The 13,579-nt window shown below is 69.3% G+C and carries 12 protein-coding genes and 2 tRNA genes; 4 read left to right on the top strand and 10 right to left on the bottom strand.

The genetic code is table 11. The annotated features are described in order from the left end of the window. Nucleotides 1-4 precede the first annotated feature (4 nt). The 9 genes from AC1DTW_RS11445 to uvrC all read right to left on the bottom strand — a co-directional run bounded on the left by AC1DTW_RS11445 (nucleotide 5) and on the right by uvrC (nucleotide 7,663). Nucleotides 5-697: a hypothetical protein gene (locus AC1DTW_RS11445; protein WP_477981216.1), complete on the bottom strand. Its 693-nt coding sequence runs from the start codon at nucleotides 695-697 to the stop codon at nucleotides 5-7. A gap of 67 nt (nucleotides 698-764) precedes the next feature. Then, a tRNA-His gene (locus AC1DTW_RS11440) sits at nucleotides 765-840 on the bottom strand. 52 nt (nucleotides 841-892) lie between these two features. Further along, complete coding sequence (locus AC1DTW_RS11435; protein ID WP_477981215.1) at nucleotides 893-2,839, bottom strand: SurA N-terminal domain-containing protein; 1,947 nt, start codon at nucleotides 2,837-2,839, stop codon at nucleotides 893-895. A gap of 154 nt (nucleotides 2,840-2,993) precedes the next feature. Beyond that, nucleotides 2,994-3,069: transfer RNA gene (locus AC1DTW_RS11430), tRNA-Val, on the bottom strand. Between the two features lie 31 nt (nucleotides 3,070-3,100). Next, nucleotides 3,101-3,373, bottom strand: coding sequence for an HU family DNA-binding protein (locus tag AC1DTW_RS11425; protein WP_477981214.1), 273 nt, complete (start codon nucleotides 3,371-3,373; stop codon nucleotides 3,101-3,103). Between the two features lie 220 nt (nucleotides 3,374-3,593). Continuing rightward, entirely contained in the window at nucleotides 3,594-4,463 is an 870-nt protein-coding gene (locus AC1DTW_RS11420) for a DMT family transporter (RefSeq protein WP_477981314.1), read from the bottom strand. A 142-nt stretch (nucleotides 4,464-4,605) separates the two neighbouring features. After that, nucleotides 4,606-5,172, bottom strand: coding sequence for a CDP-diacylglycerol--glycerol-3-phosphate 3-phosphatidyltransferase (gene pgsA, locus AC1DTW_RS11415; protein WP_477981213.1), 567 nt, complete (start codon nucleotides 5,170-5,172; stop codon nucleotides 4,606-4,608). Nucleotides 5,173-5,214: 42 nt separating this feature from the next. Continuing rightward, nucleotides 5,215-5,736, bottom strand: a complete 522-nt coding sequence (locus AC1DTW_RS11410; RefSeq protein WP_477981212.1) for a hypothetical protein — start codon at nucleotides 5,734-5,736, stop codon at nucleotides 5,215-5,217. Further along, the gene (gene uvrC / locus AC1DTW_RS11405) at nucleotides 5,723-7,663 is read right to left on the bottom strand and encodes an excinuclease ABC subunit UvrC (protein ID WP_477981210.1); all 1,941 of its coding nucleotides are present in this window, start codon (nucleotides 7,661-7,663) and stop codon (nucleotides 5,723-5,725) included. The genes AC1DTW_RS11410 and uvrC overlap by 14 nt, the downstream gene beginning before the upstream one ends. Before the next feature lie 58 nt (nucleotides 7,664-7,721). On the opposite strand from uvrC, the gene earP reads away from it, so the two are divergent. The 4 genes from earP to mnmC all read left to right on the top strand — a co-directional run bounded on the left by earP (nucleotide 7,722) and on the right by mnmC (nucleotide 12,365). Beyond that, on the top strand, nucleotides 7,722-8,762 hold the full coding sequence (gene earP, locus AC1DTW_RS11400; RefSeq protein ID WP_477981209.1) for an elongation factor P maturation arginine rhamnosyltransferase EarP: 1,041 nt from the start codon (nucleotides 7,722-7,724) through the stop codon (nucleotides 8,760-8,762). Nucleotides 8,763-8,886: 124 nt separating this feature from the next. Beyond that, nucleotides 8,887-9,441 carry an elongation factor P gene (gene efp / locus AC1DTW_RS11395; RefSeq protein ID WP_477981208.1) on the top strand — a complete coding sequence of 185 codons (555 nt, stop codon included), beginning with the start codon at nucleotides 8,887-8,889 and terminating at the stop codon, nucleotides 9,439-9,441. Nucleotides 9,442-9,510: 69 nt separating this feature from the next. Next, nucleotides 9,511-10,440, top strand: coding sequence for a heme-dependent oxidative N-demethylase subunit alpha family protein (locus tag AC1DTW_RS11390; protein ID WP_477981207.1), 930 nt, complete (start codon nucleotides 9,511-9,513; stop codon nucleotides 10,438-10,440). Continuing rightward, nucleotides 10,437-12,365 carry a bifunctional tRNA (5-methylaminomethyl-2-thiouridine)(34)-methyltransferase MnmC2/FAD-dependent 5-carboxymethylaminomethyl-2-thiouridine(34) oxidoreductase MnmC1 gene (mnmC, locus tag AC1DTW_RS11385; RefSeq protein ID WP_477981206.1) on the top strand — a complete coding sequence of 643 codons (1,929 nt, stop codon included), beginning with the start codon at nucleotides 10,437-10,439 and terminating at the stop codon, nucleotides 12,363-12,365. The genes AC1DTW_RS11390 and mnmC overlap by 4 nt, the downstream gene beginning before the upstream one ends. Here mnmC and AC1DTW_RS11380 read toward each other — a convergent pair. After that, a complete protein-coding gene (locus AC1DTW_RS11380) occupies nucleotides 12,331-13,578 on the bottom strand; it encodes an alpha/beta hydrolase (RefSeq protein WP_477981205.1) in 1,248 nt (415 codons plus the stop codon). The two genes, mnmC and AC1DTW_RS11380, sit on opposite strands and share 35 nt — an antisense overlap. Nucleotide 13,579 lies beyond the last annotated feature (1 nt).

The raw sequence follows: 13,579 nt of genomic DNA, 5'->3' as shown, positions 1-13,579 counted from the left end.
CTGTTCAGTCGGCGCCGTCGAGGGCGCGCAGCCACAGGGCCGCTGCGCTGTCGAATATCGACGCGGTAGCGGCGAGCGCCGCACCGTCGCGCGCGAGGCGCACCCAGGCCAGCGTGTCGTGCTGGCTGCCGTCGACGAGGTCCTTGGCACGCTCGTCGAGGAGCCATGCATGCAGTCTCGCGTACTGCTGCGGATGGCGTTGCCGTGTCCACGCCAAGCCGACCAGATCGCCGTAGCCTTCTTCGCGGCGCTCGGCTTGAATGTCTGCGTGGGCAACAGCCAGCGCGGGGTTGAGCCCGTCGGGCCGATCGGCCGTGAATCCGGCCGGAAGGCCGTGCCAGGCACCGTCGACATGACGCCGGCAATGGCCGAGCTCATGCGCCGCCATCAGCTCGAGCGCATTGTCGAGCAGTGCGGGTTCGAGCCGGGCCAGCGTTGCTTCGGCTTCCGGATTGCCGCGCATCGAGAGCACCAGCTTGCAGCGCCCTTCGACGAACGCCATCGCCAGCGGCGCGACCCCGCGCGTCGCTTGCGGCTGCACGACGATGTCGAGCGGCAGCTTGGCCTCCTTCGCGAAGACGACGACGGGCCACATGCCCTTCAGCCAACGCGTCTCGGTCGGCGTCAGATCGGCGGCCTGGGCGACGCACGGGCCGAGCATGAGCAACAGCAAGAGCGCGGCGGCGAACTTGCGCATCAGGGGCGCTCCCAGCAAAGCGAAACGGCGACAAGCCAGATGCTTGTCGCCGTTCTTCGATGTTCGGTGGGGTGGCTGATGGGGCTCGAACCCACGACAACAGGAATCACAATCCTGGACTCTACCAACTGAGCTACAGCCACCGTAGAGCGGACGATTATAGCGGAAGGCCCGCGTCGAGCTGCACCGGCGCGATCACTTCCCGGCGGTGCTCGCGGCGCTTGCGCTTGCGGTATCGGTCGCCACCGGAATCGCGCCAGCCCTGATCTCGACCTTGTAGCGCGTCTTCAGCGCGTTGTAGTAGGCCTGCGCTTCGGCGTCGCCCCAGGCCTGCGCGTACTGCGACTGTGCGCGCGTCGCATCGGCGGTCTGCGGGTCGCGGGCCTGCAGCACCTTGCCGATCTTCGCGACCGCGTAGCCCTGGTCGCCGAGATCGACACCGATATAGGCCGGCAGCGTCGCAGTCGGCGCCTTCAGGATCGCGTCGACCAGCGGGCCTGGCAGGTCGCGCGGCTGCGCGCGCGACAGCGTCACGGCCGGTTCGGTCATGGCGGTCGCCGGCGCGGCGCGCAGTTCGGCCAGGCGCGCTTCGCCGAGCTTGCGCGCGAGCGCCGCAGCCTGCACGACGACGAGGCGATCGCGCACGCGTGTCTTCACGTCGGCCAGCGGCAACTGGTGCGCGGCCTCGTACTTGACGACGCGACCCGAGGCCAGCGTGCTCGCGGCGACCTCGATCGCCTCGGTGTTGCGCTTGTTGCGGATCGCGTCGGCGCCGAACAGCGCATCGAGGAACTTCGCGTTGCCGAGCGGGCCGGCGCCCGGCGCCGGCGTGCGCTTGACATCCTGCGCGGTGCGCAGCTCGAGCTTGAGCTTGTCGACGACCGGCTTCAGGCTGTCGGGCTGCTCGTAGACCGTGTTCGTGAAGTCGACCGCGGCTTCCGAGAAGCGCTTCTGTGCGAGCTGCGTCTTCACCTCGGCTTCGATCTCGCCGCGCACCGCTTCGAACGGCCGCTTCTCGCCGCCGCGCACCGCGGTCAGCTTGACGATGTGGTAGCCGAAATCGCTCTCGACCAGAGCGCCGATCTCGTCGGGCTTGAGCTTGAACGCCGCATCCTCGAGCGGTTTCGCCGCGAGACCGTCGCGGCCGAAGAAGTCGAGGTCGCCGCCCTTCTCGGCCGAGCCGGGGTCGTCGGAGTTCTTGCGCGCGACGTCGGCGAACGACGTCGGATTCTTCTTGACCTCGGCGAGCAGACCCTCGGCCTTCGCCTTTGCCTTCGCGCGATCGGCCGCCGAAGCGCCGGCATCCACCTTCACGAGGATGTGGCTCGCACGTCGCTCTTCGGTCGAGGTGTAGCGCTTTTCGTTGGCAGCGTAGTAGTCGCGCAGGTCCTTGTCGCTGACGGTGATGCCCTTCTTCAACGACTCGAGATCGAGCACCACGTATTCGATGGTCGCGACTTCGGGCGCCATGAACTGCGCGGCGTTGGCCGGATCCTTGTAGTACTTCTCGATTTCGGCATCGGTCGGCGCGACCTTCGCGAGCGACTCCTTGGTCGCGAACTGCTGCACCTGCACTTCGCGCTGCTGGAACATCGCATCGAGCGCCGCGTTGGTCGCGCCGAGCGGGGCGAACACGGTGCCGGCGATGCCCTGCACGACCTGGCGCAGCGAGAGATCCTGGCGCAGACGCTGCGCGAACATCTCGGACGACATGCCCTGCGCCGACAGCGCATCCTTGTTGACGCTGCCGTCCGGGTTGCGCAGGAACGCGAACTGCGGATCGGTGACGAACAGGCGCTGCAGGCGCTCGTCGGTGGTCGTCAGGTGCAGGTTGTCGGCGGCCGCGAGCATCACGCGTTCGCGCACCACCGCGTCGAGCGACTGGCGCTTCATCTCCGGCGTGTCGAACAGCTTCGGGTCGACGTTGGGCATCTGCCGGCGCACGCGCTCGATCTGATCGCGCTGCGCGATCTCCCACTCGTTGCGCGTGACCTTGCGGCCATCGACCTTCGCGACGGTGCTGTTGTCATCGTTCATGAAACTGCCGTAGCCCTGGTAGACACCGCCGCCGACGAACGCCAGCACGACGAAACCCAGGATCACCTGCAGCAACCAGGTGTGCTTGCGGAAGAAGTCAAACATCGAAAGCCTCTGTCAACGACGAGCCCGGCCGCGAGGGGCCGGGTCGGAAGGTGTGCGGTGAAAGCATGTCCGCCCAGATGCAACAAAGGCGAACCGAGGTTCGCCTTTGGCTGGGTGGCGGCTGGCATTCTAGCCGAGCGGCCGGTGCGGCATCTGGTGGGTGCTGAGGGGTTCGAACCCCCGACCTACGCCTTGTAAGGGCGCCGCTCTACCAACTGAGCTAAGCACCCGCATCCCTGTGTTCGATGGTCTGAATGCGGCTCAGTTGAGCGCGTCTTTGAGGGCCTTGCCGGGGCGGAACTTAGGTACCTTCGCGGCCTTGATCTTGATCGTGGCGCCGGTGCGCGGGTTGCGCCCGCTGCGTGCCGCGCGCTTGCCGACGCTGAACGTGCCGAAACCCACGAGGGACACGGTATTGTTCTTCTTCAGCGTGGTTTTCACACCGCCAATCACGGCCTCCAGGGCGCGCGCAGCGGCCGCCTTGGAAATATCGGCCTGCTTGGCGATGTGCTCGATCAACTCTGACTTGTTCACGGGCGTTCCCCCTCTTAAAGGTATCTCACGATGAATTCGGGTGGGTGTTCGGGCTGCGAACGCGGTGACGCGGCAACTCGAAAACGATTACAGCCGCGCGCTCACTCACTGTCAAGCGCGGAAGCGGATTCTATTCGCAATCATGCGCCCTCATTCACGCAGAACCGCGCGCTTCCTCGCTTGACAAGGTTCGAGGCCCGCTCCTAGCTCGACGCATCGTTCACGTGCCACGTGATGGTGCGCGAACCACGAGCGCGACGCCGGTCGCAGTCAGCAGCATGCCCACGCCCATGCTCCATGTGAACGCCTCGCCGAACAGCAGCCACGCGAGCGTCGCGGTGCATGGCGGCACGAGGTACATCAGGCTCGCGACCTCGGTCGCAGCGCCGCGCTGGATCAGCAGGTACAGCAGCGAACTGCCGCCGAGCGTCAACGCAAGCACCGACCAGGCCATCGCCCCGATCATCTGCGCATGCCACACGACCGGCTCGGTCTCGAGCCATGCCAGCGGCAGGCTGACCGCCAGTGCCGCGAACAGCTGGATCGCGCCGGCGCTGCGCACGTCGCAGGCCTTGACGAAGCGCTTCTGATAGAGCGTGCCGGTCGTGATGCTGACGAGCGCGAAGATCGCCAGGCCGAGGTTCCGGTGCGTGACCTCGCCGCCGCCGAGCTTGTGCCAGACGACCAGCGTGAGCCCGCCCAGGCCAAGCGCCAGCCCGAGCCACTGCCGCGGCACGACGCGCGTGTGCGCGTTGCCGGCATCGCGACTGCGCCATGTCATCCACAACGCGGTAAGCACCGGCTGCAGCCCGACCAGCAACGCGACCGTCCCGGCGCCGATGCCGGACTTGATCGCTGCCCACACGCCGCCGAGATACCCCGCGTGGATCAGCACGCCGACGACCGCGAGGTGGCCCCACTGCGCCGCCTCGCGCGGCCATGGCACGCGGGCGATGCGGATCCACACGCCGAAGCACAGCAGCGAGAACGCGTAGCGAATCGCCAGAAAGCTCAGCGGCGGCGAATGCGGCATGCCGAAGCGCGCCACGACAAAGCCGGTGCTCCAGATCAGCACGAAGACCCAGGGCATCGCGCGCAGCCAGGTGCCGCGCCGGCTTGCGGCGATAGCTGTCACGACCTGCGCCGCCGGCGGGTCGAGCGCCGGGCCGCCCCAAGCCGGCCCGCATCCCCTCGGGGGATCGGCGAACGTACTCGTTCGACGAGGGGCTCCATCAGCGCGCTTTGGCGCGGATCTCGGGGAGCGCCTTTTGCAGGTAGTAGACCATCGACCAGATCGTCAGCACGGCCGAGAGATAGATCAGCCACGTGCCCCAGAGCTGCGTGTCGACCAGTTCGAACAGGCGGCCGTGAAACAGCAGGAACGGGATCGCGACCATCTGCACGACGGTCTTGACCTTGCCCAGCATGTGCACCGCAACGCTGCGCGACGCGCCGATCTGCGCCATCCATTCGCGCAAGGCCGAGATCGCGATCTCGCGGCCGATGATCACGAGCGCAATGAGACTCTGCACGCGTTCCAGTTCGACCAGCACCAGCAACGCGGCGCAGACCAGGAACTTGTCGGCCACCGGATCGAGGAAGGCACCGAACGACGAGGTCATGTTGAGCCGGCGCGCGAGGTAGCCGTCGGCCCAGTCGGTCAGCGCGACGACGATGAAGAGCACGGTCGCGATCAGGTTGCGATCGATCTCGGTCAGCGGCAAGTGGAACACCCCGACGATCAGCGGAATCGCGACGATGCGCGCCCAGGTCAGCAAGGTCGGCAGGTTGAAGAACATGCCTCATTGTGACCCGACTTGCCGGGCCGACGCGGTTGTGCTCTATGGGTCGAGCGTGCGCGGCTTGAACTTGCGCTCGTGGTCGAACAGGAAGGTCTCGGTGAAGCGCCATGGCTTCGGCAAGCGCGACACATCGCCGAACGGCGCCGCGCGGAGCACCGCGGCCTCGGCGAGCTTGGACGTGTCCTTCGCCTCTTGCGGATGGCGCAGGACCACGATCCTGCGCACGCTGCCATCGCCGTTGAGTTCGATCTCCAGCACCGGGATGCCGAGCAGCGGCTCGGGCACCGCGCCGACATAGGTGCCGTTCGGGTTCGCGGCGACGAGGCGATGCGCCGCCTGCAGTCGAACCTCGGCCCAGGTACGTACCGGGCCGGGTGGCGGCAACGGCAGCCCCAAAGCAGCCGCCGCCGTTGCCTCGGGGCTTGCGCCGACCCGCCCGGTGGTCGTCGCCGCGGTCTTGCTCTCCGGCATCGCCGGCGCCGGAGGCGGCGAAGAGGAACAGCCCGCCATCAGGCTCAGGCCTGCCAGGCCGGCGCGCACGCGGTAGTCAATGAAGGACACGATAGATCTCCTCTGCCAGTTCTTTCGAGATGCCGTCGACGCTCAGCAGGTCTTCGACACTCGCGCTGCCGACACCGCGCACGCCACCGAAGCGCTGCAACAGCTTCGCACGCTTCTTCGGGCCGACGCCGGCAATGTCTTCGAGGCGGCTCGCGCCGGTGCGCACACTGGCACGCCGCGCGCGCATTCCGGTGATCGCGAAGCGGTGCGCCTCGTCGCGAATCTGCGCCACCAGCATCAGCGCCGCCGAGTCGCGGCCGAGGTACACCTTCGGGCGACCGTCGGCGAACACCAGCTCTTCGAGGCCGACCTTGCGGCCCTCGCCCTTCTCGACGCCGACGATGCGCCCGAGGTCGATGCCGAGTTCCTCGAACACCTCGCGCGCCATGCTGACCTGGCCGCGGCCGCCGTCGACCAGCACCAGGTCAGGCAGGCGCGCCTCGCCGCGCGCCGCGGCCTCGGCGAGCTTCGAATAGCGGCGCGTCAGCACCTGGCGCATCGCCGCATAGTCGTCGCCGCCAGTGATGCCTTCGATGTTGTAGCGGCGGTACTGGGCACTCTGCATCCGGTGGGCTTCGAAGACGATGCAGGATGCCTGCGTCGACTCGCCCGCGGTGTGGCTGATGTCGAAACACTCGATGCGAAAGGTGTCCATGTCCTCGACCGCCAGATCGAGCGCCTCGACCAGCGCACGCGTGCGCGCCTGCTGCGAGCCTTCTTCGGCGAGCAGTTGCGCGAGCTTGAGCTGTGCACCCTTGACGCACATGTCGAGCCAGGCACGACGCGGCTCGCGCGGCTGATGCTGCGCGGTCACCTTGATGCCGCTCTGCAGCGAGAGCGCCTCGATCAGCGCCTTGTCGACCGCGTGGCTGAGCACCAGCAGCGGCGGCACGCCGCCATCGAGGTAGTGCTGCGCGATGAAGGCTTCGAGCACCTGCACTTCGGACGAGAGCGGTGCGCGCGAAGTGTCGGGCTGCGCGTCGTCGTCCTCCGGCCCGAGTTCCATCACGTCGTCGACATGCTTCGGGAAATACGGCCGGTCGCCGAGGTGGCGCCCGCCGCGCACCATCGCGAGGTTCACGCAGGCGCGCCCGCCCTCGACCTTGACCGCGAGGATGTCGGCGTCCTTGGTCGTCACGCCGGTGTTGTCCTCGACCGCCTGCTGGTGCAGCACGCGCGAGAGCGCGCCGATCTGGTTGCGGATCTCGGCCGCCTGCTCGAAGCGCAGGGCCTGCGCGTGCGCCATCATCTGCGCCTGCAGGTCGTCCATCAGCTGCTGCTGTTCGCCCTGCAGAAAGCGCTCGGCATGGTTCACGTCGTGCGCGTAGTCCTCGGCCGAGATGAAGTTCACGCACGGCCCCGAGCAGCGCTTGATCTGGTACAGCAGGCACGGCCGCGTACGGTTGCTGAACACGGTGTCTTCGCAGGTGCGCAGGCGAAACACCTTCTGGATCATCTGGATCGATTCCTTGACCGCCCATGCGCTCGGGAACGGCCCGAAGTAGCGATGTTTCTGATCGACCGAGCCGCGGTAGTACGCGACACGCGGGAAGGCGTGCGAGGCGATCTTCAGGTACGGGTAGCTCTTGTCGTCGCGGAACAGGATGTTGTAGCGCGGCGCGAGCGTCTTGATCAGGTTGTTCTCGAGCAGCAGCGCCTCGGCCTCGGAACGCACGACCGTCGTCTGCAGCCGCGCGATCTTCGTGATCATGTGGCCGATGCGCGTACCGCCGTGGTTCTTCTGGAAATAGCTCGAGACGCGCTTCTTCAGATCGCGCGCCTTGCCGACGTACAGCACCGCATCGGCGGCGTCGAAGTAGCGGTACACGCCGGGCAGGTTCGGCAGCGCGGCGACCTCGGCGAGCAGTTGCACGCGCGCGGCGTCGCCGGGGTCGGTGGCGGGAGTGGAAACAACGTCTTCGGTCATCAAGCACCATTGTGCCGCGCGGGTCCGATCCGCAAGGCGCGCCGGGAATAATGGGGCCATGCAATGGGACCTGTTCTGCCGCGTCATCGACAACTTCGGCGACATCGGCGTGTGCTGGCGGCTCGCGGCCGATCTCGGCACGCGCGGCGAGCGCGTGCGGCTGTGGGTCGACGACGCGTCGGCGCTGGGATGGATGGCGCCGGACGGCGCTGCGAACGTCGAGGTGCACGCCTGGTTGGCAGGCGATCCTGGCATCGACCCGGGCGATGTCGTCATCGAGGCCTTCGGCTGCACCTTGCCGGAGCCCTTCGTGCGCCGCATCGCGAGCGCACCGCGCGTGCCGTTGTGGATCAACCTCGAGTACCTCAGCGCCGAAGACTTCGTCGAGCGCGCGCACCGGCTGAGTTCGCCGCAGCACAGCGGCGCGGCCGCCGGGCTGCGCAAGTGGTTCTTCTATCCGGGCTTCACGCCACGCACCGGCGGCCTGATCCGCGAGCCCGGCCTGCAGGCGCGTCAGGAGGCCTTCGATGCGGCGGCCTGGCTCGGCGGACAGGGTCTCGCCCGCGCGCCCGACGAACGCGTCGTGAGCCTGTTCTGCTACGCGGCGGCAGCGTTGCCGGCGTTGCTCGAGCAGCTTGCGCAGCAGCCCACGCTGCTGCTCGCGACCGCCGGCGCGGCGGCGCGCCAGGTCGACGCGCTGCTCGGCCCAGCGCTGCGCCGCGGCGCGCTGCGTGCCGCGCTGCTGCCGGCGCTGACGCAGCACGACTACGACCACCTGCTGTGGGCCGGCGACCTGAACTTCGTGCGCGGCGAAGACTCGTTCGTGCGCGCACAGTGGGCTGGCAAGCCCTTCGTCTGGCAGATCTATCCGCAGCACGACAGCGTGCACCTGACCAAGCTCGACGCGTTCCTGACACGCTTCGGCGCCGATCCCGAATTGCGCGCGTTCTGGCAGGCGTGGAACCGCGACGACGTGCCGTTGCCGGCGCTGCCCGTATGGCCGGGCTGGCGCCGGCGCTGCGAGGCCTGGCGCGCCGCGCTGCTGGCGCAGCCCGACCTCTGTACCCAGCTGCTCCGGTTCGCCGCCGAAACAAGCTAAAATCGAGGGCTTTCCGCGCACCGGACCCTGATTTCTGTGTGTGCGCAGCCCCCGAGCACAAGAAGCGCGCCAACGAGACCAGCGCGTTCTTGTGCCACACATCTCACCGCATACGGAAACAGCTATGAAGACCGCAATGGAATTTCGCGCCGGCAACGTCATCATGCAGGGCAAGGACCCGATGGTCGTGCTGCGCACCGAGTACAGCCGCGGCGGCCGCAATTCGGCGACCGTTCGCATGAAGCTGAAGAGCCTGCTGTCGAACTCGGGCACCGAGGTCGTGTTCAAGGCCGACGACAAGCTCGACCAGGTCCTGCTCGACAAGAAGGAATGCACCTACTCGTACTTCGCCGACCCGATGTACGCGTTCATGGACGCCGAGTACAACCAGTTCGAGGTCGAGTCCGAGAACATGGGCGATGCGATCCAGTACCTCGAAGACGGCATGCCGGTCGAGGTCGTGTTCTACGACGGCAAGGCGATCTCGGTCGAACTGCCGACCAGCCTGGTGCGCGAGATCACCGACACCGAGCCGGCCGTCAAGGGCGACACCTCCGGCAAGGTGCTGAAGACCGCGAAGATCGCGACCGGCTTCGAGATCTCGGTGCCGCTGTTCGTGCAGACCGGCGACAAGGTCGAGATCGACACCCGCACGCACGAGTACCGCAAGCGCGTTTGAGTACAAACGCCGGAGACGATGGCGGGCCCGCTTTGCGGGCCCTTTTCTTTTGTGCGGGATGATTCGGCCATGCCGTTCGATTTCGCCGCCGTCAGCGCCCCGTTCCGCATGCAGCCGGGGCTGCGACGGATCGTTCCCGGCAGCGCACCGCTGACCCCGAATGCGCCGGGTTCGGCCGCGCTGGACGAGAAGCTCGCCGCGCTGCGCGATCACCCGCAGCACGCGTTGCTCGCGGTCGCCGGATTCGACCCGATGCCGGCCCTGCGCGCGCTGCTGCGCCAGGCCGCCACCGAGCACCCGCAAGCATTCGCGTGGGACGGCGAGGCCGGTCTCGATGCGCTCGCGCTCGGCTGGTCGGCACGCGGCGCCGAGTTGCGCGGCGACGGCCCGCAGCACATCGGCGACTGCCTGCGCGCGCTGCCCGAAGCGTGGCGCCTGCCCGGCCTGCTCAGCCTCGCGCTGCTCGAAGACTTCGCGGTGATCGATGGCGCGACCGCGCACATTCCGTGGCTCGCGGTGTGCTTGCCGTCGCGCTGGGCGCCCGAAGAAAAGGTCGGCCGGCACTTCGCCGAAGTGCATGCGCCGGTCGCCGACAACCAGTTGCTGGTCGGCGCCGGCGAGCACCTGGCACGCCTCGTGACCGGTGCAGAGCGCTGGGAGCGCTTCGTCTGGAGCATCGCCAGCGATTCGCACCTGATGCAGCACCCGCGCCATGCGCCGCCGAGCACGTGGCCGGCGGCGCTCGATGCAGAGGCGCTCGCCGCGCGCGCGAGCTTCCGCACCGAGCACCAGACCTTCATCCCGCTGCCCGAAGCGCGTCAGGCGGTGTTCACGATCCACGTCGAAAGCCAGCCGCTGCGCAGCGCCATCGCGACGCCCGTGCGCGCACGCCAGCTGCACGACGCGCTCGGGAGCATGAGTGCGGCCGTGCTCGCGTACCGCGGCCTGAGCGACGCGCGCGATCGCCTGTTGAGCTGGCTCGCCGCGCGCGCCGCATGAACAGCACGCCGATCACGCCGGCCGCCCTTTCGCACGACGCGCGCGGGCTGCCGTTCTCGGCCGAATACCACGACATCTACCATCCGCAGTCGGGCGCGCTCGCGCAGGCCCGCCATGTCTTCATCGGCGGCAATGCGCTGCCGCAGCGCTGGCAGGGCCGCGATCGCTTCGTCGTGGTCGAGACCGGCTTCGGCCTGGGCAACAACTTCCTCGCGACCTGGCAAGCCTGGCGCGACGACCCGCGGCGCTGCGCACGGCTGGTCTTCATCTCGATCGAGCAGCACCCGCTGACGCGCGCCGACCTGATCGCGGTCCAGCGCGAATCTGCGCTGCCCGAACTGGCGGAACGGTTGCAGCGGGCGTGGCCGCCGCTGACGCACAACCTGCACCGGCTGAGCTTCGACGACGGCGGCGTCAAACTGCTGCTCGCGCTCGGCGATGTGCAGGCCTGGCTGAAGGAGCTCGTCGCCGAGGTCGACGCGTTCTACCTCGATGGCTTCGCGCCGGCGCGGAACCCGCGCATGTGGGACGAACGTGTCTGCAAGGCGCTCGGCCGCCTCGCCGCGCCCGGCGCGACGCTGGCCACCTGGAGCGCCGCGCACGCGCTGCGCGAGCACCTGACGAGCGCCGGCTTCGCGGTGCAAGTCGCCGCGGGCCAGGGCGGCAAGCGCGACATCACGCTGGCGCGCTTCGCACCCGCGTTCACGCCGCGGCGCGCACCATCGCGCCGGTCCGGCGACGTCGCGCAAGAGAAGCACGCGCTGATCGTCGGCGCCGGGCTCGCCGGCTGCGCGGCCGCCGCGGCGCTCGCCGAGCACGGCTGGCGCAGCACACTGCTGGAGCGCCGCCCGACGATCGCCGGCGAGGCCTCCGGCAACCCGGCCGGCCTGCTTCACGGCATCGTCAATGCGCACGACGGCGTGCACGCGCGCTTCAATCGCGCCGCGGCGCTGGCCGCGAGCGCGACCGTTCGCGCTGCGCTCGAACGCGGCGTGCCGGGTCAGGTGCATGGCTTGCTGCGGCTGGAGACGGCGCTCGATCGGCCGCAGATGCAGGCGCTGCTCGACCGGCTCGGCCTGCCGCCCGACTACGTGCAGGCGCTGGGCGCCGATGAAGCCGGCTCGCGGGCCGGCATCGCGTTGGCGTCCGCGTGCTGGTTCTATCCCGGCGGCGGCTGGGTGCATCCGGCCGGCCTCGCGCGTTCGTTCCTGGATCGCGCCGGCGTGCGGGCCGAACTGCGCACCGGCGTCGACGCGCACGCGCTGCAGCGCACGCCGCATGGCTGGCGCGTGCTCGACGCGCACGGCGCAAGCGTCGCCGAGGCGCCGACCCTCGTGCTCGCGAATGCCGGCGACGCGCTGCGCCTGATCGGCCATGCCGACTGGCCGATCGCCAGCGTGCGCGGCCAGATCAGCCTGACGCGCACCGCGCCGCCGTTCGCCACACCCCGAGTGCCGATCGCCGGCAACGGCTACCTGCTGCCCGAGGTCGATGGCCGCGCGCTGTTCGGCGCGACCGCGCAGCCCGGCGACGACGACCCGAGCGTGCGCGACACCGACCATGCCCTGAACCTCGCGCAACTCGCGCGTCTTCTCGGCCATGACGTCGATCTCGACCCGACCGCACTGGACGGCCGCACCGCTTGGCGCTGCAGTGCCGCGGATCGCCTGCCGGTGATCGGTGCGGTGCCCGCCGCCGCGGCCGAAGGGGCGCGCCTCGATCAGCCGCGCTTCGTGCCGCGCGTGCCCGGCCTGTATGTCTTCACCGCACTCGGCTCGCGCGGCATCACCTGGAGCGCGCTCGGTGCACAAGTGCTGGCGGCGTGCGTCACCGGCGCACCGGTTCCGGTCGAGGCGAGCCTGCTGGACGCGATCGACCCAGCGCGCTTCGTCAGCCGGCGCGCGCGCCGATCCACGCGCGGATGACGGCGTAGACGCGCGGGTGGTTCAGCAGGCTCATGTGGCCGAGGGCGGCGAGTTCGACGCGTTGCACATCGCCAGTCAGGCCGTCGTCGGCCGCGCTGCCGGCGCGCACGAGGCCGTCGCCGAGCAGTGCGCCGACGAGCGCTTTCATGCCGCCGGTCGAGTCATCCCCCAGCGTGCCGAACAGCAGCCGCAAGGCCGGCGGCGCAGCTGACTTCGGCGCGCGCTTCAAGCCGCTGCGCAAATCCTTGATGCCGTGGCTGCGCGCGTTGGCGAGGCGCGCGAGCGGTCGCGTCACGTCCGAGACCGACAGCGCGGCCGCCGCCGCGTTCCCGAGCTTCTCGAGCGGGGCGCCCTGGTGCGGTGAACCGAGGCAGACGATCATCGGCACTGCGCGCGCCCAACCCAGCCCGGCCTCCGCCGCAAGAGCCTGCGCGCGGCGCGCGACCAGGCCGCCCATGCTGTGGCCGACCAGCACCCACTCGGTCACCTGCGGCGCAGCGCGGGCGACGCGGTCGAGCAAGTCGGCCAGTTGCTGCGCGTTGTTGTCGATCGCCAGGCCGCTGTTGTAGCGAAGCCGGAGCGCACGCAGACCGAATTCATGCTCGAGCAACGCGCCGTAGTCGGGCGCCTGGCCAGCGGGCAACGCATCGGCCCAGGCCGAACCGGCCCACGCATCGCTGCGCAGGCGCCAGCTCTGCTCGTCGCAGGCCAGGCCGTGCAGGAACAGGCAGACGCGCGGCCCGAGCGATGGGAGCGGCCCCGGTGCGAGGCCGAGCGGGCCGTGACGATCGTGCAGGCTCATCGTCACTGCGAGCGCGCTGCCCGAATGGGCCAGTGCGTCGCCGACGATGCCGTTGAGCGCACCGCGCAGCGCCTGCTCCTTGCGGCCCGGAACGCGTTCCGGATCGAGCGCGGCGCGCTCGGCATGGCCGGCGAGTGTCGATGCCGCGCTGCCGCCATGCCGCACCGCCGCGTACACGCCCTGGGTGATCGCATCGTGCACGCCCTGCACGATGCGTGTCGGCACCGACAAGCCCGGCACGCGCAGCAGGCTGTCGAAGGCCTTGCCGGCGATCGCCTGGTGCATCTCTTGAACCCGCGTGGCGGTCGCCTGGAAGCCGGCGTTCAGGGCCGGCGCGTAGCCCGATGCGGGATCGGCCGCCTCGGCCGCGGGCGCCGCCTCCTCGTCCGAAGGCTTGCGGCGCCTGACCACG

Source organism: Rhizobacter sp. P5_A1 (assembly GCF_056400745.1).
This window is presented reverse-complemented; position numbering and strand designations above follow the sequence as displayed.

Excerpts from the sequence above, each read along its gene's own strand:
- AC1DTW_RS11445 (WP_477981216.1), bottom strand. The coding sequence starts at position 697 with ATGCGCAAGTTCGCCGCCGCGCTCTTGCTGTTGCTCATGCTCGGCCCG.
- uvrC (WP_477981210.1), bottom strand. The coding sequence starts at position 7,663 with ATGACCGAAGACGTTGTTTCCACTCCCGCCACCGACCCCGGCGACGCC.
- AC1DTW_RS11435 (WP_477981215.1), bottom strand. The coding sequence starts at position 2,839 with ATGTTTGACTTCTTCCGCAAGCACACCTGGTTGCTGCAGGTGATCCTG.
- AC1DTW_RS11390 (WP_477981207.1), top strand. The coding sequence starts at position 9,511 with ATGCCGTTCGATTTCGCCGCCGTCAGCGCCCCGTTCCGCATGCAGCCG.
- AC1DTW_RS11420 (WP_477981314.1), bottom strand. The coding sequence starts at position 4,463 with ATGCCCTGGGTCTTCGTGCTGATCTGGAGCACCGGCTTTGTCGTGGCG.
- pgsA (WP_477981213.1), bottom strand. The coding sequence starts at position 5,172 with ATGTTCTTCAACCTGCCGACCTTGCTGACCTGGGCGCGCATCGTCGCG.
- efp (WP_477981208.1), top strand. The coding sequence starts at position 8,887 with ATGAAGACCGCAATGGAATTTCGCGCCGGCAACGTCATCATGCAGGGC.
- earP (WP_477981209.1), top strand. The coding sequence starts at position 7,722 with ATGCAATGGGACCTGTTCTGCCGCGTCATCGACAACTTCGGCGACATC.
- mnmC (WP_477981206.1), top strand. The coding sequence starts at position 10,437 with ATGAACAGCACGCCGATCACGCCGGCCGCCCTTTCGCACGACGCGCGC.